Consider the following 24,284-nt stretch of genomic DNA (forward strand, 5'->3'; position numbering starts at 1 on the left):
GCGCTGCGGCGCGGGTCCGCCTCGCGGTTTTGGGGTCCGCGCCTATGGAGATGGTCCATAGTCCGAGCACCTCTGGGTGACGCCCATGCGCCTCCGCAGCTCATCCCGGCGCTCAGCGCCCCCCGAAGAGACTTCTCAGGACTCGGTGACGGATGTACCGATCCGCACCGATCCCATCAGCATCGCGGTGGCATTCCGGCGCTTCTGGCCACTGACCATGGGCGACCGGCGCTGGCTCGTCGTCATCTTCCTGTGCGCCGTCCTGGCCGCCATCGCCGAGACCATCACGGTCCTGCTCTTCGCCAAACTCACCGACACCGCTCTGCAGACCGGCTCCGTCAGCGCCTTCTGGAAACCCGCCGGCCAGTGGCTCGCCGTGGCCGTCGTCGGTGCCGTGGTGGGGTATCTGGGCAACTCGATCGCGGCCTGGGTCGCCGAACGCTTCGTGCTGCGCCTGCGGGCCCGTGTCTTCAGCCATCTCCAGACGCTCCCGCCGCACTTCTACCAACGCAATCGCCGCGGTGACCTGGTGGAGCGGCTGACGGGTGACGTGGAAGCCATCGAAGCGCTCGTCGTCTCCGGCATCGTCGGGGCGGCCTCGGCCCTGTTCAGTACGGTCTTCTACGCGGCCGCCGCCGTGTGGCTGCGCTGGGATCTGGCCCTGGCCACCTTTGTCATGGTGCCGTTCTTCTGGTTCACGACCACCCGTTTCGCCGGGCCCCTGCGCGCGGTGTCCCGGCGCGGTCGCGCGGCGGACGGTGCCATCACGGCAGTGGTCGAGGAGACGTTGGTCAACGTCGTCATGACCCAGGCGTACAACAGGCAGCACGACGAGGAGGAGCGGCTCCTCAGCAAGGCACGTATCCGGCTGAAGACAGCGGTGAAGGCCGTCCGCCTCACCGAGTTCTACGAGCAGCTCGTCGAGGTCCTCGAAACGTTGTGCGTCCTGGCGATCATCGGTCTGGGGGCGTGGGAGATCTCCCGGCAGCGGATGACACTCGGACAACTGCTGGCCTTCGCCGCCTTCATCGGCTACCTCTATCCGCCGATCCGCTCCCTGGGCCAGCTGGGCCTGACGGCCACCGCCGCGACCGCGGGAGCCGAACGGCTGCTGGAGATCCTCGACGCCGAGCCCGCCGTCACCGACCCGGCCGTCTCCGTGCCCGCCCCGCCCCGCAACCGCGCGCTCGGCGAGGTGGAGGCGTGTCAGATCGTCTTCCACTACCCCGACAGCAGCGAGCCGGTTCTCCGGGATCTCTCGTTCACCGCGAGCCCCGGGGAACTACTGGTCATCACCGGCCCCAGTGGCGCGGGAAAGTCGACCCTGGCGGCCCTGCTGCTGAGGTTCTACGACCCGGATGCCGGCAGTGTCCGGCTGGACGGCGTGTCCGTGGACCAGCTGCCGCTGACCTACCTCCGCCGGAACATCACGCTGCTGCCCCAGGACACGCTCGTCCTGCACGACACCATCGAGGAGAACATCGGCTGCGGGCGCACGGATGTGAGCCACCGTGACGTCGTGGAAGCCGCGAAGGCGGCCGACGCCCATGGGTTCATCCGCACTCTGCCGGATGGATATGACACTGTCATTGCCACCGGCACTTCTCGGCTCTCCGGAGGCCAGCTGCAGCGCATCGCGATCGCCCGCGCCATGCTGCGCGACGCGCCCGTCCTCCTCCTCGACGAACCCACCACCGGACTGGACAGAATGGCCGCACAGCGCATCCTCGCACCGCTGCGGCGCCTCGCCGAGGGACGCACCACCATCGTGATCACGCACGACCTGGCCCTTGCCGCGAACGCCGACCGCATCCTTGTCCTGGACGAGGGACGTCTGGTGGAGTCGGGCACGCATACCCAACTCCTGGGCCGGAGAGGTCTGTACGCCACTCTTTTCGAGCGCCGTGCCCAACAACCGCACAACGGCACTGTGTACTCGCCTGCCCGCCCGTCAGGAATCCACTGGCGGTAGGCGGGCGGGAGCGGGCGCCGAACTGCGCGGCCGGTCGCGCCTCCTGACGTGGAGGCGTGGCCGGGAACAGGCTGTGCCCGATGGATACCGGGCCACCGGACACACGCCGGTCGTTACCATCCGCTGTGACCGAAACAGCCGAAGAACCTGCACACCGCACACGAATACTCGCCGACCTGACGCCGTTGCGGACCTCCCCCGACTACCGGCGGCTCTGGTTCGGGAACACGGTCTCCTGGATCGGGCAGGGAATGACGGCGCTCGCCGTCTCGCTCCAGGTCTACGACATCACCGGGTCCGCCTTCTCGGTCGGGCTCATCGGGTTCTGTTCGTTCCTGCCGCTGGTCGTCTTCGGGCTGTACGGCGGGGCCGTCGCAGACACCATCGACCGCCGCAAGCTGGGACTGGCCAGCTCCGCGGGGTCGTTCGTCCTCTCTGTCGGGCTGGTCGCCGCCACCGTCGCCGGGGTGGAACAGGTGGGACTGCTGTACGTGATCGTCGCCCTGCAGGCGGCCTGCTTCGCGGTCAACTCACCGGCCCGCAGCTCGATGATCGCCCGGCTGCTCCCGGCCGAGCAGCTGCCCGCCGCCAACGCGCTCAACTCCATGACCAGCACCACCGGCACGCTGGTCGGGCCGATGCTCGGCGGGCTCATCGTCGGCTGGTGGGGGTACCGGGCCGCGTACACCGTCGACGCCGTCACCTTCACCGCCTCGCTGTACGCGATGTGGCGGCTGCCCTCGATGCTTCCGGAGCGGGAGGAGGGCGCGGGCGACAAACGGGCATCCGTCGCGGACGGGCTGCGCTTCCTCGGGACCAGGCCCAATCTGCGGATGACCTTCTTCACCGACCTGTGCGCCATGGTGCTGGCCCACCCCCGGGCGCTGTTCCCCGTCGTCGCCGTGGTCTGGTACGGCGGTGACGCGAAGACCACCGGGCTGCTGGTCGCCGCTCCCGCGCTGGGGGCGCTGCTCGGCGGGGTGTTCTCCGGATGGCTGGGACGCATCCGCCGCCAGGGTCTCGCCGTGCTCCTCGCCGTCGCCTCCTGGGGCACCGCCATCGCGATCTTCGGGCTGACCCGTCAGCTCTGGCTCGGGCTGATCTTCCTCGCGCTCGCCGGGTGCGCGGACACCACGTCGATGGTCTTCCGGAACACCATGCTCCAGGCGGCCGTGCCGGACGAGATACGAGGACGGTTGCAGGGCGTGTTCATCGTCGTCGTGGCGGGCGGACCGAGGCTCGGCGACTTTCTGGCCGGATCGGTCGCCGATCTGGCCTCGCCCGGCCTGGCGGTGACCGGCGGTGGGATCGCCTGTGTCGTCGCCGTGACGCTGCTGGGGCTGCGGTGGCGCGGGTTCGCGCGGTACGACGCGAAGGACCCGCAGCCCTGACGGCTCACTCCTCGCACGGATCCGGCAGCACCACGGCGCGGGCGATGCCCAGCTCCACCAGGTCCTGGGGGCGCAGCCGCAGCTGGTCGGCCGTGGCATGCACCTCGTCCGGGGTGCGCTTCAGGATCGCCGCCGCCGACTCCGGGGCGATCACCGAGAAATAGCTGTCCTGGGTGACATAGGTGTTCCCCGGTGCCGCCAGGGCCAGTGCGCCGCCCGAACCGCCCTCGCCGATCACCAGCGTCGTGACGGGGACCACGGCCTCGGCTATCGCCGCGAAGGTGTCGGCGATGGCCGCGCCCGCGCCCGCACGTTCCGCCTCGGCGTCGTTCGCCGCGCCCGGGGTGTCGATCAGGGTGAGCACGGGGACACCGAGCCGGTCGGCCAGCCGGATCACCCGGGCCGCCGTGCGGTAGCCGGCCGGGCGGGTCGCGGTGCCGCACTGGGCGACGTACGCGATCGTCCTGCCGTCGCGCCGCCCGAAACCGCAGCGCAGCCCCGGATCCGTACCGCCGCAGCGGTCGCCGCCGAGCGGGAGCCGGTGGTCGAAATACGCGTCCAGATACTCCTCGGCGCGCGGCCGGGAGGGGGAGCGGGCCTGCCGGACCGCGTCCCAGCCGGTCAGCGGGAGACCGGTGGCGGACAGGGCGTCCGGCACCGGAGCGGGGCCGGGGGCCGAGGAACCGGGTGGGTGGAGCGCCTGCAGCCAGCGGGCCACTGTCTTTGGGAGCTCGTCCGGCGGGACGACGGCGTCGATCTGGCCCGCGGCCAGCTGGCCCTCGGCGGTGTACGCGTGAGGGTCCGCGTCCGCGGGCCGCACCCGGGACCCGGCGAACCCCACCTGGGCGCCCGGCAGCGCCAGGATCACATCGGCGCCCGCGCCCAGCGTTGCCCAGCCGCCGCCCGTCGTCGGGTCACGCAGGACCGCGAGCTGAGCGGGGCCGGCCGCCCGCAGCCGTGCCGAGGCGCGGGCCACACGCTGCAGCTGGGTCAGGGCGACCATGCCCTCCTGCATCCGGCTGCCGCCCGTCGCGATGAGCGAGACCAGCGGAAGCCCCCGGGTCCGGGCGGCCTCGTACGCGGCCTCCAGCAGGTCCCCGGTGCGCTGCCCGAGTGAGCCGCCCAGGAATCCGAACTCGAACGAGACCAGGACACAGCTCCGGCCGCCGACGGAGGCGAGGCCGTGGACGACGGACTCCTCCTCGCCGGTACGGGCGGCGGCGCGGGCCCGGGAGTCCGCGTACCCGGCCCAGGACAGGGGCCCGTCACCATCCGTGTCCCGGTCGGCCACGCCGGATTCGGTGAACTCCTCGAACTCGGTGGTGACGGCCGCGATCGCCGCCCTCGCCGTCAGCCGGTCAGGCATGGAGCGACCGCTTCATGATCTTGCCCAGGTCGTTGCGGGGAAGTTCGTCCAGGTAACGGACCGTGCGCGGGCGCTTGTGCGGGGACAGCTGGGCGGCCACATGGTCCGCGAGCTCGTCCTTCGTCGGGGGCGAGGCGGGGTCGGCCGGTACCACCCAGGCGACGATCCGCTCGCCCAGATCCGGGTCCGGTTCACCGGTGACGGCGGCCTCGCGGACACCGGGGTGGTCGAGGAGCGCGTTCTCGATCTCACCGGCGCCGATCTTGTACCCGCCGCTCTTGATCAGATCGGTCGCCTTGCGGCCGACGATCCGTACATAGCCGTCGGTGTCACGGGTGGCCATGTCTCCCGTGCGGAACCAGCCGTCCTCGGTGAGCGCGGCGGCCGTGGCGTCGGGGCGGTTCAGATAGCCGGTGAAGAGGTTCGGGCCGCGCACCTGGATCTCGCCGATGGCGTCGGGGTCGGTGAGGAGGGTGCCGTCCTCCTCGACCAGGCGGAGCTCGACGCCGCGAAGGGGTGCGCCGACCGTGCCGGGGCGTGGTTCGCCGTCGGCCCGGACGCCCGTGTTCATCAGGGTCTCCGTCATGCCGTACCGCTCGATGACCCGGCGGCCGGTCGCCGCCGCGATCCGTTCGTGGTCGTGGACCGGCAGTGCGGCAGACCCGGACACCAGCAGCCGGGCCCCGGCCAGCGCCTTCGCCAGCTCGGTCGCACCGGGGTCGGAGCCGTCGAGGGCCTCGGCCAGCCGGTGGTACATCGTCGGTACGCCGAAGAGCATCGTGCCGCCGGACGACAGCTCCCGGGCCACACCGTCGGTGGAGAACCTGCCCAGGTGCCGCACCGATCCGCCACGGCGCAGCGGACCGAGCACGCCCAGGATCAGACCGTGCACATGGAACAGCGGCAGGGCGTGGACGAGCACGTCGTCGCCGGTCCACTGCCAGGCGTCCTCCAGCGCGTCCAGCGACGCGGCGATCGCCCGCCGCGGCAGGATCGCGCCCTTGGGCGGGCCCGTGGTGCCGGAGGTGTAGACGATCAGCGCGGGGGACTCGGGGGAGGGCTCCGGGAGCGCGGCGCCGCCGCCCTCGCCGTCCGGGGCCGTGTCGACATCGATACGGCCCAGCGTGTCCAGCACCGGCGGGAGCACGTCGCCCGTCCCGGCCAGCACCGCGGTCGGTTCGCTGTCGGCCACGATGTGCGCGAGTTCGCGCGTGCCCGTCTTCGGGTTGAGCGGCACCGCCGGCACCCCGGCCCGCAGCGCGGCCACGACGGCGACCACGGTCTCGGGCGTGGGCGTGGCCCAGACGGCGACTCGTCCGGCACCACCGAGACGCGCGGCGAGCGCGGTGGAGGCGGTGGCCAACCGGTCGTACGTCATGGTGTGTTCGCCGAACCGGGTGGCTTCCCGGGCGGAACCGTCATCCGGCACAAACAGAAGAGGAGTCACCTGCCGCACCCTAGTCCGGCACCCCTGGGCCCGTCCGCCGACCGGTTCGCTCTCGATCGCCGGACGGGCTCAAAAGATGTCCTCGACCGCCGGACGGACTCGAAGATGCCCCGACCGGCTCCGAAGAAGCCACCGACCCGGCGAGACCACCGAGCCCGTCCGGCGTTCGAGGACGGAACCGTCGCGGTGGGGCGCCCGAACCCGCGCGAAGCCGAGCCCTACTCCCGTTGAAGCCCCCGCATGCACCCGTACGCGTACACGCACCCCGCCAGTGCCAGATCCGACAGCAGCATGAAGCCGATCGAGTACGACCCCTTCGCGCTGTAGATCGCCCCCATCACCAGCGGTGGCACGAAGCCCCCCAGGCCCCCCATCGCGCCGACGATCCCGGTCACACTGCCGACCTTCGCCTGGGGTGTCACCTGGGAGACCAGGGCGAAGATGCTGCCGCTCGCGGTGCCCAGGCCGGCCGCCATGCAGAGCAGTGCGATCGTGCCGCCGGGGGCCAGCTCCGGGTCGAAGGCCTGGATGATCGCCATCAGGGCGGCCAGGCCGAGCGCCGCCGCCGTGACCAGGGCCGGGCGGATGCGGTCGGAGAGCCAGCCGCCGATGGGCCGGAAGATGACCGTGACCAGGGCGAACCCGGCGGCCTTCGTACCGGCGTCGGTCGGTGAGAGGCCGTACCAGGTCTTCAGATACGTGGGGAGGTAGACGCCGAACGCGACGATCCCGCCGAAGCCGATCGCATACAGCGCGGACAGCTCCCAGGTGACCCGCAGCCGCCCCGCCTCACCCAGTCGATGGGCGAGCGAGTCGGCCGGTACCGGTCGGTCCGGGCGGTCGCTGACCAGCACCGCGGCCAGCGCCGCGTACACCACGAGGGCCGCCGCGACCACCAGGAACGGCAGATTGTCGCCGTGTTCGGCGATCCGCGGGGTGAAGTACCCGGACAGGGCGACGCCGCCCATGCCCATGCCGAACACCCCCAGCGCGAGCCCCCGGTCGGCGGGCGGGAACCACGAGTTGACCAGCGGGATACCGATCGCGAACGTCGTGCCGCCCAGGCCCAGCAGAAAGCCCACGGCGAGCATCGCGCCGTAGGAGTTCTTCGCCGGGATCAGCAGCAGCACCGGCACGATGGTGAGCGCCGAGATCAGCGGGAACATCAGCCGTGCGCCGTACTTGTCGGTGAGTGCGCCCGCCGGGATCCGGCCCAGCGAACCGACCAGCACCGGCACCGCGACCAGCAGCGACTGCTCGAACGAAGTCAGGCCCAGCCGCTCCTTGTAGTCCCCGGCCATGGGCGCGATCAGATTCCAGGCCCAGAAGGTCAGCCCGAAACCGATCGTGGCCATCACGAGGTTGCGATAGGCGGCCGCGGACGGTGCGCCGACCGGTACAGGAGGCTGTTTGGCGGCTGTATCCACCCATTCAGTCAAGGGCGGGCACAAGCCATGGGCCCGTCGGGATGCGCCATGCGGGGCAACCCGGCCGGGAACCGCGCGCGGGAGGGGAGAGCTCAGGATGCGCCTTGCGAAGTCGCAATCCGGACAAAGCTGCGACAATCGCAGTATGGACCGTCTGGACAGGGAAATCCTCGGCATCCTGCAGGAGGATGCCCGGATCTCGTACCGCGATCTGGGCGTACGGGTCGGGCTCAGCGCCAACGCCGCGGCCGACCGGGTGCGCCGGCTGCGGCGCGACGGTGTCATCCGCGGCTTCACCGTGATCATCGACCCGGCCGCCGACACCCGTACGGGCCTTGTCGTCTTCATCGACGTGTCGCTGCGGATGGACACGACGAACGAGGTGTTCGAGCGGGCGGTGCTCGCCCTGCCAGGTATCACCGAAGTGGTGCATGTGACCGGCGGCCACGACTACCTCGTACGAGCCGCCGTCGCCGACACCGCAGCACTGGACGGACTGCTGCGCAGGCTCAAGCGGGAGGCCGGCGTCGCCCACTCCAACACCCGCGTCGCGCTCAGAGCGGCGCCCGCCAGATGACGGTCGGTGAGCGCGAGCCGTCCTCGTCCCGGCCGTCGTCGGCGACCGCAAGCCGGACCGCGGCCCGCCCGTCCGGCAACACGGCCGTCGCATCCACCTCCACCTCGATCGCCGACACCCCGGCCCGCCGGTGCGCGGCCGCGAGGGCGCTCCGCAGCGCGGCGAGCAGTCGCCGGTCCACGGGGTCCCGGACCAATGTGTCGACCGCCCCGTCGAAGTGCACCGACGGCTGGAAGCCGAGGACGGCCGCGGCGCCCCTGGTCTCCCGCAGCACCCGGCCGCGGAACGTGGTGGGGGCCTCGGCGGGCGGCTGCTGGAGGGCGAAGATCGCCGTCCGTACCTCCTGAATGGTGGAGTCCAGCTCGTCGACGGCCTTGCCGAGCAGCTCGTCCGTCTCCGGGGCGGCGGCCCTGTGGCGGGTCGACTCCAGCATCATCTCGGTCGCGAACAGTCGCTGGACGACGAGGTCGTGCAGATCGCGGGCGATCCTGTCCCGGTCCTCGTACACCGCGAGCTGTTCCCGGTTGTGCTGGGCGTCCGCCAGGACCAGGGCGAGTGCGGCCTGCGAGGCGAACTGGGAGGCCAGCAACCGGTCCACGGCCGTGTACGGGCGGTCGCCGCGCCGCCGGGGCAGGGCAAGGGTGCCGATCAGTCGCCCGCCGCTCTGCAGCGGCAGCATCATGCTGGGGCCGAACCGCGAGCGCACATGTGTCGTCATTCGCGGATCGGTCGCCGAGTCCTCTATGAACACCGGTTCGCCGCCCAGCAGTTCGACCAGCACGGCGGAGCCGGGCTCGATGGTCGTACCGACGATCCCGGCCGGGTCGTCGAGCGTGGACGCGGTGACGATCTCCATCCCGCCCTCCTTGTTCGGCTGGAGGATCACCCCGGCACAGGCGTCGGCGAGGGCTCTGGCCCCCTCGGCGACGGTCGTCAGCGCGTCGGCCGCGTTCCCGCCGGTCAGCAGGGTGGTGGTGACGGCGGCCGCCCCCTCGATCCAGCGCTCCCGCTGCCGGGCCGCCTCGTACAGCCGGGCATTGCCGATCGCGATTCCGGCCTGTGCGGCCAGCACCCGCATCAGTGCCATGTCCGTATCGGTGAAGCGGCCGGTGCGCTTCTCGGTGAGGTAGAGATTGCCGAACACCTGGTTCTGCACCCGGATCGGCGACCCGAGGAAGGAGTGCATCGGCGGGTGGCCGGGCGGCACCCCGCAGGAGCGCGGGTCGGTGGTCAGATCGTCCGAGCGCAGCGGCTGCGGCTCGTCGATGAGGACGCCGAGCATCCCCGAGTGCCCGTCCGGGAAGTCGCCGATGCGCTGCCGCTCGGTGGCGTCGATGCCCGAGGTGAACAGCTCGCTGATGGTGCCGCGCTCGGGGTCGAGCACGCCGAGCGCGCCGTACCGGGCCTCGGTCAGTGCCGCGGCGGCGTCCACGATCTGCTGGAGGGTGGCCCGCAGTTCCAGATCGGTGCCGATGCTCAGCACCGCTTCCAGGAGCATCGGCAGCCGGGGTGCCTGCGGGGTGCCGGACGCGGCGGCCGTCTCCTCGTCCCCGGGCCCGGCGGCCGTGTTCGCCGCCGCTGTGTTCGCTGCCTCTTCGGCCATGCGCCGCACCCCGCGGTGGTCAGCAGGCGAGCGGGTCGAGAACCAGCGGCTGGATCTTGCCGTCCAGCATCGCACCGAGCCCCAGTACGGAGCACACGTCGGGCCGCTCCGCGATGTGCACGGGCACGCCCGTCGCATCCCGCAGCATCTGATCGAGACCGGGCAGCAGCGCGCTGCCGCCGACCATCATGATCCCGCAGTCGGCGATGTCGGCCACCAGGTCGGGCGGGCAGTCCCGCAGGATCTTGCCGAGGCCGTCGAGCACCGCGGTCAGCGGGGCGTGGATGGCCTGCTGCACGGCGGCGGTGTCGACGTGCACCGAGCGGGCCAGGCCGGTGGCCACGTCACGGCCGTGGATCTCGGTCGTGGCGGGACCGTGCGCGGTCAGACCGCTGCCGCTGAGCGCCAGCTGGAGCGGGCGTACGGACTGGCTCGGCAGCATCAACTCGTGGTGCTGGCGCAGATGCTGGATCACCGCGTGATCGATGGCGTCGCCGCCGATCGGGATGCGTACGGCGGTCACGATCGAACCGAGCGAGAGCACCGCGATCTGGGTGGTCGCCGCCCCGCACACCATGATCATGGAGGCGGTCGGCTGCTCGACGGGGAGCCCGCAGCCGACGGCCGCCGCGATCAGGGTGTCGACGAGTTCGACCCGCCGGGCGCCCAGCCCGACCAGTGTCTCGACGGTGGCCCGCTGGGCGAGCGGATCGCTGTCGTGCGGGGTGCAGGCGGCGGCCCGCAGCCGGGGCTTGCGGCGCAGCTGGCGGCGGAGCTTGTCGCCGAGCAGCTGGCGGAGCATGCGCTGGGCCATCTCGATGTCGATGACGGTTCCGCCGGTGACCGGGCGGACCACCCGGATGTAGTCGGGGGTGCGGCCCGTCATCTGCTCGGCGAGCGTGCCGACGGCGATGAGCGAGCCGGTACGGGTGTTCATGGCGGCGGCACTCGGCTCGTCGACGACGAGCCCGAGCCCCTTGATGTACACGCGGGTCCGGGCGGCCCCGAGGTCGACGGCGACATGGCAACGGCGCAACTGCTCAAGGCTGACGGTCACGGCAGGTTCTCCCGAGAGCGCTGATTGGGGTACCGGCGGCAGCCGGCTCTCTTCGCATCGTGCGCCGTTCGGAGTCATTGCGCGCGTCGGGATGGGCCGTAGGAGGTAGAAAGCTGACGAACCGACAGAAAAGTGCGGTACGGGGAAGTCAGCCGGGCAGCAGCCGCTGGAACAGCCCCCACGTGAATTCGGCGACATACCGCTCACCCGTCCCGGGCGCGGTGATCGCGAGCGCCCACCGGGTCGGTGCGCTGCCTTCCATCGGGCGAGCCGGTGCGAAGGCCCGCGCGACCTCGTCCACCGTGCCCGACCAGGGACGCAGATCCTCGACGGTACGCAGCTCGGGGCCCGGTGCTCCCGGCGCCCGGACCAGCCATTCGTTCCATACGGCCCCGCTCGGCGCGACCATCACCTCGAACCGCAGATCCGGCCAGAGCGGCACCGGCCACAGCAGCGCGTCGCACTCCAGGTCGCCGATGGTGCGGTGTACGGACGACTCGGGATCGCCGAGCACCGAACGGTAGCGGCGCAGGGCGCCCCGCCCGCGCGGCGCCCGCACCATGGCCTGCCAACGGCGGTTGGCCTCCCGCATCTCGGCGAGCGAGGCGCTCAGTTCCTGTCGGGCGTCGTCGACGAGGGCGGGTTGGTGGTCGGCCATCCGGCGCAACAGGACGAGCTGGAACTCACGAGGGCCGAAACGCGTGGGAGCGGTCATGGATTCAACAGTTCCACACAGAATCCTCACCTGAGCGGCTATCTACGTTGTCCTACAGGCATCTAATCTGCGGGCGCCATGGATTACTGCCACCCGTGTCAGCGGCATCTCAACGGTGCCCTGGCCTGTGCCGGATGCGGAACCCCCGCCGAGGCGCTGAGCCACTACGCCACGCCTGCGTTCTCCGGTCACGAACCGGATGCGGAGCGCGAAACGGCCGCACCGCCCCAGCCCGGGGGCCGACGCCGCCGGGGGCGCGGTGCTGCCCAGCCCGCGCGCGGCACGCATGGTTCCCGCAGGCCGGACCGGAGGGCCGGGGCGCAGGGGCGCGGCCGGCGTGCGCACCGCCGTCGCGGCCGGACGGCCCTGCTCGTCGTGCTCGGCGTGGTCCTCGCGGCCGGGGCGCTGAGCCTGGCCGAGCTGGCCATCGAGCCGAAGGGCGACGACAGCGCCTCGGACTACGTACGTGAATCGAACTCGGTCACGACCGAGCCGGCCCCTGACCCCTCGGCGAGCGACGCGGTCGAGCCGCCCGGTCCGGTGGACGGCCCGTCCGCGCGCCCGGCCACCGATTCCCGTCCGGCCGATGCCACGGGTGCGGGCGGGGCGACCGGCAGCGCCCGCCCCGAGGGTTCCGCCGCGTCGGCACCGGCCCCCGCCTCGCCCTCCACGTCCACGGAGCCGTCGTCCGGCCCCACCGGGGGAACGCCCGGCGACCCCTCGGGATCCGCCCGGCCCAGCGACAAACCGACGAGGTCGACGCCCCCGGCCTCGCCCACCCCCGCCCCCACGCCCACGCCGACCGAGTCCGAGTCGTGCTGGTGGATCCCGTGGTTCTGCTGAGCGGTTCGCCCGGTCGCGTGACCCCGGGCCGCGCCACGTCCTCAGTCGCGGCGCGGGCCTGATTCGCCCAGCATCCGCCGCAGCAGGTCCCGCAGCATCGTCCGGTCCTCGTCCGACAGCTCGGCCAGCGGCTCCCGGGCGAAGGTGAGCGAATCGCGCAGCTGCTGCGCCGTTTGTGCCCCCTTCTCCGTCGGGGCGGCCAGCTTCACCCGCCGGTCGGCCGGATCCGGCCTGCGCTCCACCAGGCCGCGCGTCTCCAGCCGGTCGACGATGCCGGTGATGTTCGACGGCTCGCACTTCAGCTTCTCGGCGATCTTGCGCATGGGTGTCGGCTCCAGGGCGAGCAGCCCGAGGACGCGCGCCTGGGCGCCGGTGAGGGAGTGGGCCGCCGCGGCCTCGTCGTACTCCTCGTAGTAGCGCGCCACGACGGTACCGATGAGCTCGACGACTTCGAGGGTCAGAGGGTCTGTACGAGTGGTGGCCATGACGCCCAGGATAGCCGGTTACTTGACAAGGTGAAATATTCAGGAGCATGGTTGTTTCATGTAATGAAGCATTTCGCCTTCCCCTCCGTCGGCCCCCACCGGCCCGGGCGAAGCTTCCCCCCACCCCGTAGGACATCGAGGAGACCCCGAGCCCATGTCTGCAGCACTTCCCACGTCCAGCCGTGAATGGCACCTCGTCGCCCGCCCCCACGGCTGGCCGAAGGCCGAGGATTTCGCGCTGCGTGAGGCCCCGGTCACCGCTCCCGGCGAGGGCCGCGTCCTCGTCCGCAATCTGCACTTCTCGGTCGACCCGTACATGCGGGGCCGGATGAACGACGTGAAGTCGTACACCCCGCCCTTCAAGCTCGACCACCCCATGGAAGGCGGAGCGGTCGGCGAGGTCATCGCCTCGAACGCGGAGGGCATCGCGGTCGGCGACCACGTCCTGCACGGTCTCGGCTGGCGCGAGTACGCCGACGTCCCGGCCGAGCACGCCGTGAAGGTCGACGCGTCGCTTGCCCCGCTCTCCGCCTATCTCGGCGTGCTCGGCATGACCGGGCTCACCGCCTACGCCGGCCTCTTCGACGTCGCTTCCTTCAAGGAGGGCGACGCCGTCTTCGTATCCGGCGCGGCCGGTGCGGTCGGCAGCCAGGTCGGCCAGATGGCGAAGCTCAAGGGCGCCTCGCGGGTCATCGGCTCGGCCGGCTCCGACGAGAAGGTCAAGCTCCTCGTGGAGGAGTACGGCTTCGACGCGGCCTTCAACTACAAGAACGGCCCGGTCGCCGAGCAGCTGCGCGAGGCCGCCCCCGACGGCATCGACGTCTACTTCGACAATGTCGGCGGAGAGCACCTCGAAGCGGCGATCTCCTCGCTCAACGTGCACGGACGCGTCACCGTCTGCGGAATGATCGCCCAGTACAACGCCACCGAGCCGACCCCCGGCCCGCGCAACCTCGCCCTGGTCATCGGCAAGCGGCTGCGCATCCAGGGCATGCTCGTCAGCGATCACGCCGCCCTCCAGCCGCAGTTCGTCCAGGAGGTCGCCGGCTGGCTGGCCTCGGGCGAGCTGAAGTACGGGGAGACCTTCGTCGAAGGCATCGAGAACGGCTTCGACGCGTTCACGGGTCTGCTGCGTGGCGAGAACACCGGAAAGATGATCGTTTCCCTCGCCTGACAGGGACTCCGGTGCACCCGTTAGGCTCCTCCACAGGCCGTCGCGATCGTGGGCGCGAGTCGCGGCGCACAGCAGAAGGAATTTCCAGCATGGCCATTCAGGACATCACTGTTGCCTACACCGCCGTCGCCACCGCCGAGAACGGCCGTGACGGCCGCGTCTCGTCCGACGACGGCAACCTCGACGTCATCGTCAACCCGCCCAAGGCCATGGGCGGAAGCGGCGCGGGCACCAACCCGGAGCAGCTCTTCGCGGCCGGCTACAGCGCCTGCTTCCAGGGAGCACTCGGCGTCGTGGCCCGTCAGGAGAAGGCCGACATCTCCGGCTCCACGGTGACCGCCGCGGTCGGCATCGGCAAGACCGCCGAGGGCGGCTTCGGTCTGGAGGTCGCGATCACCGCCACCATCCCGAACGTCGACACCGCAACCGCGCAGTCGCTCATCGAGAAGGCCCACCAGGTGTGCCCGTACTCGAACGCCACGCGCGGCAACATCAAGGTCGAGCTGTCGGTCGCCTGACCGCTCGGAACCGACCGAGGGCCGTACCCCCACAGGGGTGCGGCCCTCGGCCGTGCACCGGACACACCGCGGCGGGAAAGGCCTTTGCCCCCACCAGTACGCTGACGCCATGCGTGATCTAGGGGTGGGCTTCGGCTACTTGATAAAGGGACAGCGATGGGTCGGCAGGCACGGACGCTGGTTCGGTTTCGGGCTGCTGCCCGGACTCATCACTCTCGTCCTGTATGCGGCGGCTCTCGTCGGCCTCGGCTACGGCGCCGACAACCTGGTGACGTGGGCGACACCCTTCGCCGACGACTGGTCGTCGCCCTGGCTCGGCCTGCTCCGTAACACCCTTACCGTGCTGGTCTTCGCCCTCGGCCTCTTCCTCGCCGTGATCACGTTCACCGCCGTGACGCTGCTGGTCGGCCAGCCCTTCTACGAGTCGCTCTCCGAGCAGGTCGACCGTACGGAAGGCGGCGAGGTCCCCGAGTCCGGGCTGCCGCTCTGGCAAGAGCTGTGGATATCCGCCCGCGACAGCGCCCGCATCCTGGTGCGGGTGGGGCTGTACGCGGTGCTGCTCTTCGCCCTCGGATTCATTCCGGTCGTCGGCCAGACCGTCGTCCCCGTGATCGGCTTCTGCGTCACCGGCTACTTCCTCTCCGAGGAGCTCACCGCCGTCGCACTCCAGCGCCGCGGCATGGTCCTGAAGGACCGGCTCGTCCTGCTGCGCGGGCGCCGCATGCTGACCCTCGGCTTCGGCGTACCGCTGGGACTCGCCTTCCTCGTCCCGTTCGTCGCCGTGTTCCTGATGCCGGGCGCCGTCGCCGGAGCCACCCTGCTGGCGCGGGACCTGGTGGCGCCCGACGAGGACGTGGCCCCCGCCCCGTACACCCTTGACAAGGGCTGAGGAGATTCCGCGCCCATGACCGAGATCATCGCTGTCGCCGTCATCACCGTCCTCGCCGTCATCAGTCCGGGCGCGGACTTCGCGATGGTCGTCCGCAACAGCTGTCTCCACGGTCGTACGACGGGGCTGCTGGCCGCCGTCGGAGTCGCCGCAGGCGTGCTCGTCCATGTCACGTACACGATGCTCGGCGTCGGGCTGCTGATCGCGTCCTCGACCGCCCTGTTCACCGCGATCAAACTGGTCGGCGCGGCCTATCTCGTCTATATCGGGGTGCGGACCTTCTTCGCCCGCAGCGATATCGGCGTCGACCTGGACTCGAAGCCGCAGCTCACCCGGCTCGGGGCCCTGCGCACCGGCTTCCTCACCAATGCGCTGAACCCCAAGACCACGCTCTTCGTCGTATCGACCTTCACCCAGGTCGTCGGGCCCACAACCGGCCTGTGGCAGCAGGCCGGCTACGGGTTGTTCATGTCCGTCGCCCATCTCGGCTGGTTCGGCCTGGTCGCACTGTTCTTCTCGAACTCGCGTCTGCGCACCGCGATGCTGAGGTGGCAGAAGGCCCTCAACAGGGGCATCGGATCGGTGCTCGTCGGACTGGGCGTCACCCTGGGCCTGGCAGGGCACTGAAGGTCTTGGCCGAGCGACGCCCGCCGGACACGGGTCAGCTGCTGTGCACCTCCAGCGCGGACCTGACCGCCGACTCCAGGGCCCCCTCGATCCAGGCCGGCTTGATCGAGGTGTGGCAGCCGGCGAAGTGCAGCGGCCCCTCGACCGAGCGCACATCGGCGAACAACTCGGTGTGCTGGCCCGGCAGCAGCACCGAGGCCTCGCCGTACGCGTACGGATCGCGCATCCACGACTGGGTGGCGCCGACGCCCGTGTAGAAGACCTCGATGCGCTGCCCGTACACGTCCTGCACCCCGCCCAGGGCGTGCGGATAGCGCTCGTCGTCGTCCAGCGAGTCCCACTTCAGCGCGTCGTCGGCCCAGCTGTACGAGGCGAGGACGACGCCGCCCGCGCTCCCCTCGACCGGGTGGGACGGCTGGAACATGAAGCGGTTGGGGTTGTCGGTGACCGATCCGCCGCCGATGACATGCGCCGCCTCGGGCTGGTTGCGGGCGGTGGCCCGGTACGCCGCGTAGTGCACGCGCTGGTTGGGCGGGAGATGACCGGGCGGTACGGAGGGGTGGGCACCCAGCAGTGAACCGTCGGCCGGCGCCCTGCCCAGCCGGTAGGCCTCGTACAGACCGGGCCGGACCTTGTCCAGCTCGGTCTTCCAGTCCTTCTCCTCGAACTCCCACCAGCGGAGGCTGAATTCGAGCAGCACCTTGGTCGCCGCGTCGTAGTGGATCTCGGTGATCGCGCGCCGCTTCCCGTACGAGAGCGCGGGAGCGACGGGGATGTGGCGCAGCCCGGAGAACGGCACGGTGATGATCGCCCGGTCGCCGGTGAACGTCTCGCGCACGAGCGGCTTGCCGTCCCGGCCCTCGGAGACCGTCTCGACCCGGACGCGGTCTGCGCCGTAGCTGATCCTGGTGGCCCGGCGGTCCAGCCGCACGATGTCCTCGACCCGCTCGTACATCGCGTCGGCAAGAGTGGCCGTGCCGTCCGGCAGCTCGAAGAACGCGGTGTCCGGGCTGATCAGGGAGGCGCCGATGAAGCTGTGCACAAAGGCGAGATGGAGCCGGGAGGTGAGGTTCTCGACCGTGCCGACGAGGTCGATGGTGCGCTCGTCGAGCTTGGCCGCCTCGGTCAGGAAGCGGAACATCGACCAGTGTCCGTACCGCTGGATGACCCGCGCCCAGCCCTCGACGAGCTCGCGGCCCTCCTTGCCCTCGAACTCCTTGCGCACGGGTGCGAAGGCCTCCCGCACGATCGTCGCGGCGGTCTTGTTCTCGAACGCCGCGGGAACCCCGAACGAGCGGTTGATCGCCTGCGGCTTCTGCGCGTAGTCGGCCTTGCGCATCCGGATGCCGTTGACGTGGATCCAGGTGTGGTTGACCGGCCGGCCCTCGGTGTCGACATCGACCAGGTAGAAGCGGCGGCGCTTCAGGTCGAAGCTGTCCATGAGTCCGGTGACGAGCGGGTGGCTGTCGGGGATGCGCATGGCGCCGGCCTCGGCGTACTGCTTCGGGTCGGCGAACGGCGCCTTCGCGTTCTCGTGGCCGCCCTTGCGGAAGGTCTTGATCCGGCCGCCGACACGGTTGCCGTTGGCCTCGATCACGGTGACGGTGTGCCCGGCGCTGCGGAGCAGATGGGCGGCGGTGAGCCCGGCCGGGCCCGCGCCGACGACCAGCACCTTCTTGGGGGCCTTGCGGCTGCGCGGCAGGCCCTTGGTCAGCAGGATGTCGCGGTAGTGGGGGACCAGCGGCTGGTCCTGTTCGTCGCGTACGAGGACGGCGCGGGCGATGGTCAGGCAGGCGTCCCAGTCCGAGCCGGGGGCGGCCGCGGGCGCGAGCGCGGTTCCGGATGCGGCGGGCGCACCAAGGGCGCCCGGCGCGGCGGCACTTGCGGAGCCCACGGCGGTCGTGGCAAGGGCGGCGGCACCGGCGGCGGCACCTGTGATCATGGTGCGCCGGGAGGGCAGGCCGGAGGAAGGCCCAGCAGGCTTGGAAGTCATGCGCCCCACCCTGGGGCGCCCGGGACGGTGACCCTTGACCGGACGCGCGTAGATCGTTGGGAAATCACCCGCAGGTGGGGATTGTCGATCTTGTCGTACAGGTGTTGGTGCAGGTCATGTCATGGTCGAGGGTTCTCGGGTGCGCTCGATTCCGTCGACCGCAAGAGCGTCAGGAAATCCTGGAAAGCCGCCGGCATGTCCACCGAATCCGGGTCCAGCAGCCACTGGTACTGAAGCCCGTCCATCATCGCCACCAGCAGCGGCGCCGCGCGCTCCGGACTCAGGCCGCCCGGCAGCCGCTCGCCGTACTCGGCGCGCAGCATCGCCGCCATGCTGGCCCGGACCTGGGTGTAGCGGCGGGTGAAGAACTCCCGCGCGGGATGCCCCTCCGTCACGCTCTCGCCGAGCAGCGCCGAGAACGTCTGGACGATGCCGGGTCGCATCGCGTTGTACTCGACGAGCGAGGCCAGCAGATCGATCCGCCACGTGCCGTCGCTCCGGGTGCCGCCGCCCGTGTCCCATTGGTCGCGCTCCTCCAGCACGGCGACGAGCAGCGCCTCCTTGGTCGGGAAGTAGTGCAGGAGCCCCTGCTGGCTGAGGCCGACGCGCTCGGCGACAGCACCCAGCGAGGCGCCGCGATACCCGCGCTCGGCGATCACTTCGAGGGTGGCGCGGAGAATCTCCGCCCGCCGCTCCGCGCTTCTGGCCCGCACCATCTCCCGGCCCCTTTCGGTGCTCCACCGGTTCCGCCCCGAGGACCGTACGCCATCCCTATAAATCACATACTGATAACGAAGCCTACTGCTCTACCGGTTACGGAGTCAGTATGGAGACATTCAGTGCAGGAATCCGACGAGGAGGTACGGCCGTGGCAGGCGCGTCCACATCCACCAACCCCGATGCGGCCCGCGAGGCCGCGGTCGATGCGGCGCTGGCCGCACTGGGGCTCGACGACAAGACGCGGCTCCTGGCCGGCCAGGACATGTGGTCGCTGCCCGAGCTCCCCGCCGTAGGGCTGCGCTCCCTGGTGATGTCCGACGGGCCGATCGGCGTCCGCGGGGTCGCCTGGACCGCCGACGACCCGTCCGTCGCACTGCCCTCGCCCACCGCGCTCGCCGCGACCTGGGACCCGGCCCTGGCCCGCCGGGCCGGCCGGCTGCTGGCCCAGGAGGCCCGCCGCAAGGGGGTGCACGTCCTCCTCGCCCCGACCGTGAACCTCCACCGTTCCCCGCTCGGCGGGCGCCACTTCGAGACGTACAGCGAGGACCCGTACCTCACCGGCGAGATCGGCACCGGCTATGTGCGGGGCGTGCAGGACGGCGGCGTCGGTACGACCGTCAAGCACTTCGTCGCCAACGACGCCGAGACCGACCGCTTCACCGTCGACAACATCGTCGCCCCGCGCACCCTGCGCGAGATCTACCTCGCCCCGTTCGAACGCATCGTCAAGAACGCCCACCCGTGGGGCATCATGGCCGCGTACAACCAGGTCAACGGCTCCACCATGACCGAGCACCGCTATCTGCAGAACGCGGTGCTGCGCGGCGAATGGGGCTTCGACGGCTACATCGTCTCCGACTGGCTGGCCGCCCGCTCCACCGTCGCCGCCGTCAACGGCGGCCTCGACGTCGCCATGCCGGGCCCCAGGACCGTGTACGGGAAGGCGCTCGCCGACGCCGTACGGGCCGGTGAGGTCGAGGAGTCCGTCGTCGACGGGGCCGTACGCAATGTGCTGCGGCTGGCCGCCCGCGTCGGCGTCCTGGACGGCGCCCCGCCCGTCGTCGACGAGGCCGGACGCCCCGAGACCGTCGACGGCGATGCGCTGGCCCGCGAGATCGCCCGCCGCTCCTTCGTCCTCGTACGCAATGAACGCGCCGCGCTCCCCATCGACCCGGCCGCCGTCCGCAAGGTCGCGCTCAGCGGGGCGCTCGCCCGGGACGCCCGGGTCCTCGGCGGTGGCTCCGCCCAGGTCTTCCCGCCCCACATCGTCTCGCCGCTGGACGGCCTCACCGCCGCCCTCCCCGAGGACGTCCTCGACTACCGCGTCGGCGCCGACCCGAACAACGAACTCACCCCCGCAGAGAAGGGCTTCGACCTCAGGGCCGTCTGTTACGACGCCTCCGGCACCGTCATCGGCTCGGCCCCGCTGCACAGCGGCACCGTCCAGTGGATCGGCGCCGACCTCCCCGAGGGCGTGACCCGCGAGACGCTGCACAGCGTCGAGATCACCGGCACCTTCGTCCCGCGCGACGGCGGGGAGCACATCTTCGGCACCCGCGGAACCGGAGCGCTCAGCCTCACCGTCGCCGGCGAGACCCTGTACGACGAGGTCCACCGGGTCACCGGCTCCGCCGATCCCGGCGAAGCGTTCTTCGGCAACCCCCTGGAGCGCGGCCGGATCGCACTCGCGGCGGACGAACCCGTCGAGGTCTCCCTGCGGCAGATCCCCGAAACCCTGGGCGACGACGCACCGATCCCCGGCGTCTCGTTCTCCTTCTGCCACCTCGGCCCGCGCCGCGACCCCCAGGAGCTGATCGCCGAGGCCGTCGAGTCGGCCCGCACTGCGGACACCGCGATCGTCGTCGTCGGCACCACCGAACGCGTCGAGTCCGAGGGCTTCGACCGCACCGACCTGAAGCTCCCCGGCCACCAGGACGAGCTCGTCAGGGCCGTCGCCGCCGTCAACCCGAACACCGTCGTGATCGTCAACTCCGGCTCCCCGGTGGAGCTTCCCTGGCGCGACGAGGTCGCCGCGGTCCTGCTCAGCTGGTTCCCCGGCCAGGAGGCCGGGCACGCCCTTGCCGATGTCCTGCTCGGCGCCGAGGAACCGGGCGGCCGCCTCCCCACCACGTGGCCGGTCGCGCTCGCCGACGTCCCGGTCTCCTCCACCACCCCGACCGGCGGCGAACTCCACTACGAGGAGGGTGTCTTCGTCGGCTACCGGGCCTGGGAGAAGGCCGGCACCGCGCCCGCCTACCCCTTCGGCCACGGACTCGGCTACACCACCTGGGAGTACGAGAGCCTGGTGGCCGGCCCCGACACCGCCACCGTCCGCCTCCGCAACACCGGCACCCGGCCCGGAGCCGAGACCGTCCAGCTCTACCTGGCGCCCCGGGAGGACACCGCCGAACGTCCGGTCCGCTGGCTGGCCGGCTTCGCACGGGTCGAGGCGGCCCCCGGCGAGAGTGCCGAGGCAGTGATTCCGCTGGAGCGGCGCGCGTACGAGATCTGGGACGAGACGGCGTACGACTGGACACTCGTCCCCGGCACGTACGAGGTGCAGGCGGCCCGCTCGGTCGGTGACGTACGCCTGACGACGGCCGTGGACATCAAGGAGTAGCGGCCCCCGGTACGGGAGAGCCCCGGCGCGGTACCTGACCCCGCTCCGGGGCTCTCCTCATGCCGATTCATGCCGTCGGCGCACCTCGGCGCACCGCGAATCCGTACACCGTCGTCGAGACGTACTCCTCGCCCGGCCGCAGCACCGTGCCCGGGAACTCGGGCCGGTTCGGGGAGTCCGGGAAGTGCTGGGTCTCCAGCGCGATCCCGGCACAGGGCCCGAACGGCCGCCCGTCGAAGTGGTCCGCCGTGTACAGCTGCATCCCGGGTTCCGTCGTGGTGACGGTCAGGACGCGCCCCGACACCGCGTCGTACAGCTCGGCCGCCGGGCCCGGGACGGCGCCGTCCAGCACGAAGTTGTGGTCGTAGCCCGCGCCGACCGGCTTCGGCTCTCGGAAGTCGAACCGGGTTCCGTCCACCGGCAGGAACTCGCCCGTCGGGAGCGACTCGGCGTCCGCCGGAGTGATCTGCCCGGCCGCGATCCGCAGCACCTGCCCGAGCGCGCTGCCACTGCCGCCGCCCGCGAGATTCCAGTACGTGTGATTCGTCAGGTTCAGCACCGTCGGGGCGTCCGTCGTCGCCCGGTACGCGATCCGCAGCGCCCCGCCCTCGTCCAGGGTGTACGTCGCCGACACCGCGAGGCGTCCCGGGAAGCCCTCCTCGCCGTCCTCGGAGACCAGGGAGAGCCGGACACCGTCCGCCACCTCCCGCGCCTGCCACACGCGCTTGTCGAAGCCCCGGGCCCCGCCGTGCACATGGTTGCGCCCCTCATTGCGCGTCACCCGGTGTGTCCGCCCGTCCAGTTCGAAACAGGCACCACCGATCCGGTTCGCGTACCGCCCGACCAGCGCGCCGAAATACGGACCCGAATACGTCTCGTACCCGGCGAGATCCGGCAGCCCGAGCGCCACATCCGCCCGCACCCCGTCCCGGCCGGGCACCTCGACCGACTGCACGATGCCGCCGTACGTCAGGACACGCACCCGCGTACCGTCCCGCTCCAGCGTCCAGCGGTGCACCACGGCGCCGTCCGCGAGGGTGCCGAACTCTTCCGTACGCAGCGCCGTGCTCGAACCCGTGTCCATGATCACAAACCCTACGCCGGGGGCCGGGGCGAGGTGACATTGCGGTATGCGATCTCCGCCAGCCGCGCCTGCCCGTTCCGCCCCGGATGGAACCAGTCCCACTGGCTGAGCTGCTTGCCGGTGAACCGGTAGTCGAATACCGCCCCGCCGTCGTAACGGCAGCGCCGGTCCTTCGCACAGACCTTCCGCAGCACGTCGTTGTACGCCACGACCCGCTCCTGCACCGAGGTGCGCCGGGCCACGGCGCGCGCGCCCATGTCGTCCGCGTCACCCAGCATCGACTGACAGATCCCCAGCTTCCAGATCTGCTTGCCCAGCGCATTTCCGCGCCCCGTCGACCAGAGCCGCTTGAGATCCGGCACGCTCGACACATACACCTGCGCCTTCGGCGCCCCGGCGCGCAACTGACGCATCGAAGCCTCGAACGACGCCCGGAAATCCGCCACCGGAGTCATGAACCGCGCCGAGTCCCGGCAGGCGTCATTGGCACCGATCATCACCGTCACCAGATCCGGCTTCTCCTTCGCGGCCAGCGCCATCTGCTCCGGCAACTGCGCGATCCTGGCCCCCGTCCGGGCATGGTTCCAGCTGCGCTCGGCGGCCCCCGACTCACCGAGCAGCCGCACGGCGAGGCTGCGCACCCCGCTGTCCGTGCCGGTCGCCCAGGACACCTCCGGGCAGTCCGCCAGCACCGAACAGGCGTCGAAACCGCGGGTGATGGAGTCGCCGACGGCGGCCACCGACCCCGGTCTGCGGTCCCAGAGCGGGCCTGGCTTGGCCGGCGGCCGCTGCTTTTCGGCCGTCGCCCCCTTCGTCGTCCCGTCCCGGTCGGCGTCGCAGCCGGTCAGAGCGGCCGTGCCGAGCAACGAGACGGCCGTCAGGACGGCGGCCACGGTACGCGAACGGTGGCGGGCGGAACGATCCTGCATCCCTTGGCTCCCCTCGGTTATGCCCCCGGCAACCCCTCGTGGCACCGGTCGGAAGGCCCGGGCGCCCTGCAGGGTGAAAGCTGAGCGAATGATGGGCCCAGGACCGACGGTACGTCACACCTCGGACGCCGCCGCGCGGTAGCTTTTCCTCGTCGAACCAGCGGCGCTTCCCCTCACCCGGCTCTATTCGGGTGGCTTTCTGTAAATCACATCACGTCACATACTGTCCTTTTTCAGGAGATTCACCCCGATGCTGTTTACTGATGACAACCTCGGGAACCGGCCGAGAAGAGACGGTACGGGCGCGAGGCCGCTGGGGAAGGCGAACTTCGTCCCACACTGGAGGTCCCGGTGACGACACGTGGAGTTCTGTACGTTCACTCCGCACCGCGCGCGCTCTGCCCCCATGTCGAATGGGCGGTGGCGGGTGTCCTCGGTGTGCGGGTCCAGCTGGACTGGATCAGACAGCCGGCCGCGCCCGGTACCTGGCGGTCCGAGTTCTCCTGGCAGGCCAGGCCCGGCACGGCGTCGAAGCTGGCCTCCGCGCTGCGCGGCTGGGATCTGCTGCGCTTCGAGGTGACGGCTGAGCCGAGCCCCACGTCGGAGGGCGAGCGCTACAGCTCCACGCCCGAACTGGGCATCTTCCACGCCGTCACCGGCATGCACGGCGACATCCTGGTGCCCGAGGACCGGTTGCGGGCGGCGCTGGCGCGGTCGGTGCGGGGCGAGACCGACCTGGAGGCCGAGATCGCCAAGCTGCTCGGCAAGCCGTGGGACGACGAGTTGGAGTCCTTCCGCCACGCGGGAGAGGGCGCCCCGGTGCGGTGGCTGCACCAGGTGGTGTGAG

The 24,284-nt window shown here is 71.1% G+C and carries 21 protein-coding genes; 10 read left to right on the forward strand and 11 right to left on the reverse strand.

Annotated elements, in window-relative coordinates; translation table 11 throughout:
* Window positions 1-85: 85 nt before the first annotated feature.
* The gene (locus tag ACFVYE_RS14330; protein WP_383962532.1) at window positions 86-1,972 is read left to right on the forward strand and encodes an ABC transporter ATP-binding protein; all 1,887 of its coding nucleotides are present in this window, start codon (window positions 86-88) and stop codon (window positions 1,970-1,972) included.
* Window positions 1,973-2,097: 125 nt separating this feature from the next.
* Window positions 2,098-3,363: an MFS transporter gene (locus ACFVYE_RS14335; RefSeq protein ID WP_389605685.1), complete on the forward strand. Its 1,266-nt coding sequence runs from the start codon at window positions 2,098-2,100 to the stop codon at window positions 3,361-3,363.
* A 4-nt stretch (window positions 3,364-3,367) separates the two neighbouring features.
* Here ACFVYE_RS14335 and ACFVYE_RS14340 read toward each other — a convergent pair whose 3' ends face one another.
* The 3 genes from ACFVYE_RS14340 to ACFVYE_RS14350 form a co-directional block, all read right to left on the reverse strand.
* Window positions 3,368-4,729: a carboxyl transferase domain-containing protein gene (locus ACFVYE_RS14340; RefSeq protein WP_389605687.1), complete on the reverse strand. Its 1,362-nt coding sequence runs from the start codon at window positions 4,727-4,729 to the stop codon at window positions 3,368-3,370.
* Complete coding sequence (locus ACFVYE_RS14345; RefSeq protein ID WP_389605806.1) at window positions 4,722-6,107, reverse strand: acyl-CoA synthetase; 1,386 nt, start codon at window positions 6,105-6,107, stop codon at window positions 4,722-4,724. The genes ACFVYE_RS14340 and ACFVYE_RS14345 overlap by 8 nt, the downstream gene beginning before the upstream one ends.
* A 287-nt stretch (window positions 6,108-6,394) precedes the next feature.
* Window positions 6,395-7,603 (reverse strand): MFS transporter, encoded by a 1,209-nt coding sequence (locus ACFVYE_RS14350; protein WP_389605689.1) that lies wholly within the window; start codon window positions 7,601-7,603, stop codon window positions 6,395-6,397.
* A 145-nt stretch (window positions 7,604-7,748) separates the two neighbouring features.
* On the opposite strand from ACFVYE_RS14350, the gene ACFVYE_RS14355 reads away from it, so the two are divergent.
* A complete protein-coding gene (locus ACFVYE_RS14355; RefSeq protein ID WP_093897145.1) occupies window positions 7,749-8,180 on the forward strand; it encodes an Lrp/AsnC family transcriptional regulator in 432 nt (143 codons plus the stop codon).
* Here the strand turns inward: ACFVYE_RS14355 and ACFVYE_RS14360 are convergent.
* The 3 genes from ACFVYE_RS14360 to ACFVYE_RS14370 form a co-directional block, all read right to left on the reverse strand.
* Window positions 8,158-9,783 (reverse strand): GAF domain-containing protein, encoded by a 1,626-nt coding sequence (locus tag ACFVYE_RS14360; RefSeq protein ID WP_389605691.1) that lies wholly within the window; start codon window positions 9,781-9,783, stop codon window positions 8,158-8,160. The two genes, ACFVYE_RS14355 and ACFVYE_RS14360, sit on opposite strands and share 23 nt — an antisense overlap.
* 19 nt (window positions 9,784-9,802) lie before the next feature.
* Complete coding sequence (locus ACFVYE_RS14365) at window positions 9,803-10,840, reverse strand: rod shape-determining protein (RefSeq protein WP_383962546.1); 1,038 nt, start codon at window positions 10,838-10,840, stop codon at window positions 9,803-9,805.
* 148 nt (window positions 10,841-10,988) lie between these two features.
* Window positions 10,989-11,555 carry a hypothetical protein gene (locus tag ACFVYE_RS14370; RefSeq protein ID WP_389605693.1) on the reverse strand — a complete coding sequence of 189 codons (567 nt, stop codon included), beginning with the start codon at window positions 11,553-11,555 and terminating at the stop codon, window positions 10,989-10,991.
* A gap of 78 nt (window positions 11,556-11,633) precedes the next feature.
* Here ACFVYE_RS14370 and ACFVYE_RS14375 point away from each other — a divergent pair, with 78 nt between their 5' ends.
* The gene (locus ACFVYE_RS14375; RefSeq protein WP_383962551.1) at window positions 11,634-12,398 is read left to right on the forward strand and encodes a hypothetical protein; all 765 of its coding nucleotides are present in this window, start codon (window positions 11,634-11,636) and stop codon (window positions 12,396-12,398) included.
* Between the two features lie 41 nt (window positions 12,399-12,439).
* Here the strand turns inward: ACFVYE_RS14375 and ACFVYE_RS14380 are convergent, their stop codons facing one another.
* Window positions 12,440-12,883, reverse strand: a complete 444-nt coding sequence (locus ACFVYE_RS14380) for a MarR family winged helix-turn-helix transcriptional regulator (protein WP_383962553.1) — start codon at window positions 12,881-12,883, stop codon at window positions 12,440-12,442.
* Between the two features lie 154 nt (window positions 12,884-13,037).
* Between ACFVYE_RS14380 and ACFVYE_RS14385 the strand changes: the two genes are divergently transcribed.
* From ACFVYE_RS14385 to ACFVYE_RS14400, 4 genes are all read left to right on the forward strand, one after another.
* On the forward strand, window positions 13,038-14,057 hold the full coding sequence (locus ACFVYE_RS14385; protein ID WP_383962555.1) for an NADP-dependent oxidoreductase: 1,020 nt from the start codon (window positions 13,038-13,040) through the stop codon (window positions 14,055-14,057).
* Window positions 14,058-14,146: 89 nt separating this feature from the next.
* Window positions 14,147-14,575, forward strand: coding sequence for an organic hydroperoxide resistance protein (locus ACFVYE_RS14390; protein WP_266361662.1), 429 nt, complete (start codon window positions 14,147-14,149; stop codon window positions 14,573-14,575).
* A gap of 109 nt (window positions 14,576-14,684) precedes the next feature.
* Complete coding sequence (locus ACFVYE_RS14395) at window positions 14,685-15,464, forward strand: EI24 domain-containing protein (RefSeq protein WP_383962559.1); 780 nt, start codon at window positions 14,685-14,687, stop codon at window positions 15,462-15,464.
* Window positions 15,465-15,479: 15 nt separating this feature from the next.
* Complete coding sequence (locus tag ACFVYE_RS14400; protein ID WP_383962562.1) at window positions 15,480-16,091, forward strand: LysE family transporter; 612 nt, start codon at window positions 15,480-15,482, stop codon at window positions 16,089-16,091.
* A 34-nt stretch (window positions 16,092-16,125) separates the two neighbouring features.
* On the opposite strand, the gene ACFVYE_RS14405 is transcribed toward ACFVYE_RS14400, so the two are convergent.
* Together ACFVYE_RS14405 and ACFVYE_RS14410 are read right to left on the reverse strand one after the other, a co-directional pair.
* The gene (locus ACFVYE_RS14405) at window positions 16,126-18,084 is read right to left on the reverse strand and encodes a flavin monoamine oxidase family protein (protein WP_389605697.1); all 1,959 of its coding nucleotides are present in this window, start codon (window positions 18,082-18,084) and stop codon (window positions 16,126-16,128) included.
* Window positions 18,085-18,203: 119 nt separating this feature from the next.
* Window positions 18,204-18,800, reverse strand: a complete 597-nt coding sequence (locus ACFVYE_RS14410; protein WP_383962567.1) for a TetR/AcrR family transcriptional regulator — start codon at window positions 18,798-18,800, stop codon at window positions 18,204-18,206.
* Between the two features lie 152 nt (window positions 18,801-18,952).
* Between ACFVYE_RS14410 and ACFVYE_RS14415 the strand changes: the two genes are divergently transcribed.
* On the forward strand, window positions 18,953-21,424 hold the full coding sequence (locus ACFVYE_RS14415; protein ID WP_383962570.1) for a beta-glucosidase: 2,472 nt from the start codon (window positions 18,953-18,955) through the stop codon (window positions 21,422-21,424).
* Between the two features lie 67 nt (window positions 21,425-21,491).
* On the opposite strand, the gene ACFVYE_RS14420 is transcribed toward ACFVYE_RS14415, so the two are convergent.
* Window positions 21,492-22,508: an aldose epimerase family protein gene (locus tag ACFVYE_RS14420; RefSeq protein ID WP_383962572.1), complete on the reverse strand. Its 1,017-nt coding sequence runs from the start codon at window positions 22,506-22,508 to the stop codon at window positions 21,492-21,494.
* 11 nt (window positions 22,509-22,519) lie between these two features.
* Window positions 22,520-23,437, reverse strand: a complete 918-nt coding sequence (locus tag ACFVYE_RS14425; protein ID WP_383962574.1) for an SGNH/GDSL hydrolase family protein — start codon at window positions 23,435-23,437, stop codon at window positions 22,520-22,522.
* A gap of 351 nt (window positions 23,438-23,788) precedes the next feature.
* Between ACFVYE_RS14425 and ACFVYE_RS14430 the strand changes: the two genes are divergently transcribed.
* The gene (locus ACFVYE_RS14430) at window positions 23,789-24,283 is read left to right on the forward strand and encodes a DUF3145 domain-containing protein (RefSeq protein ID WP_114244370.1); all 495 of its coding nucleotides are present in this window, start codon (window positions 23,789-23,791) and stop codon (window positions 24,281-24,283) included.
* Window position 24,284: the final 1 nt, after the last annotated feature.

Source organism: Streptomyces sp. NPDC058239 (assembly GCF_042882185.1).
In the GTDB taxonomy this organism is placed as follows: domain Bacteria; phylum Actinomycetota; class Actinomycetes; order Streptomycetales; family Streptomycetaceae; genus Streptomyces.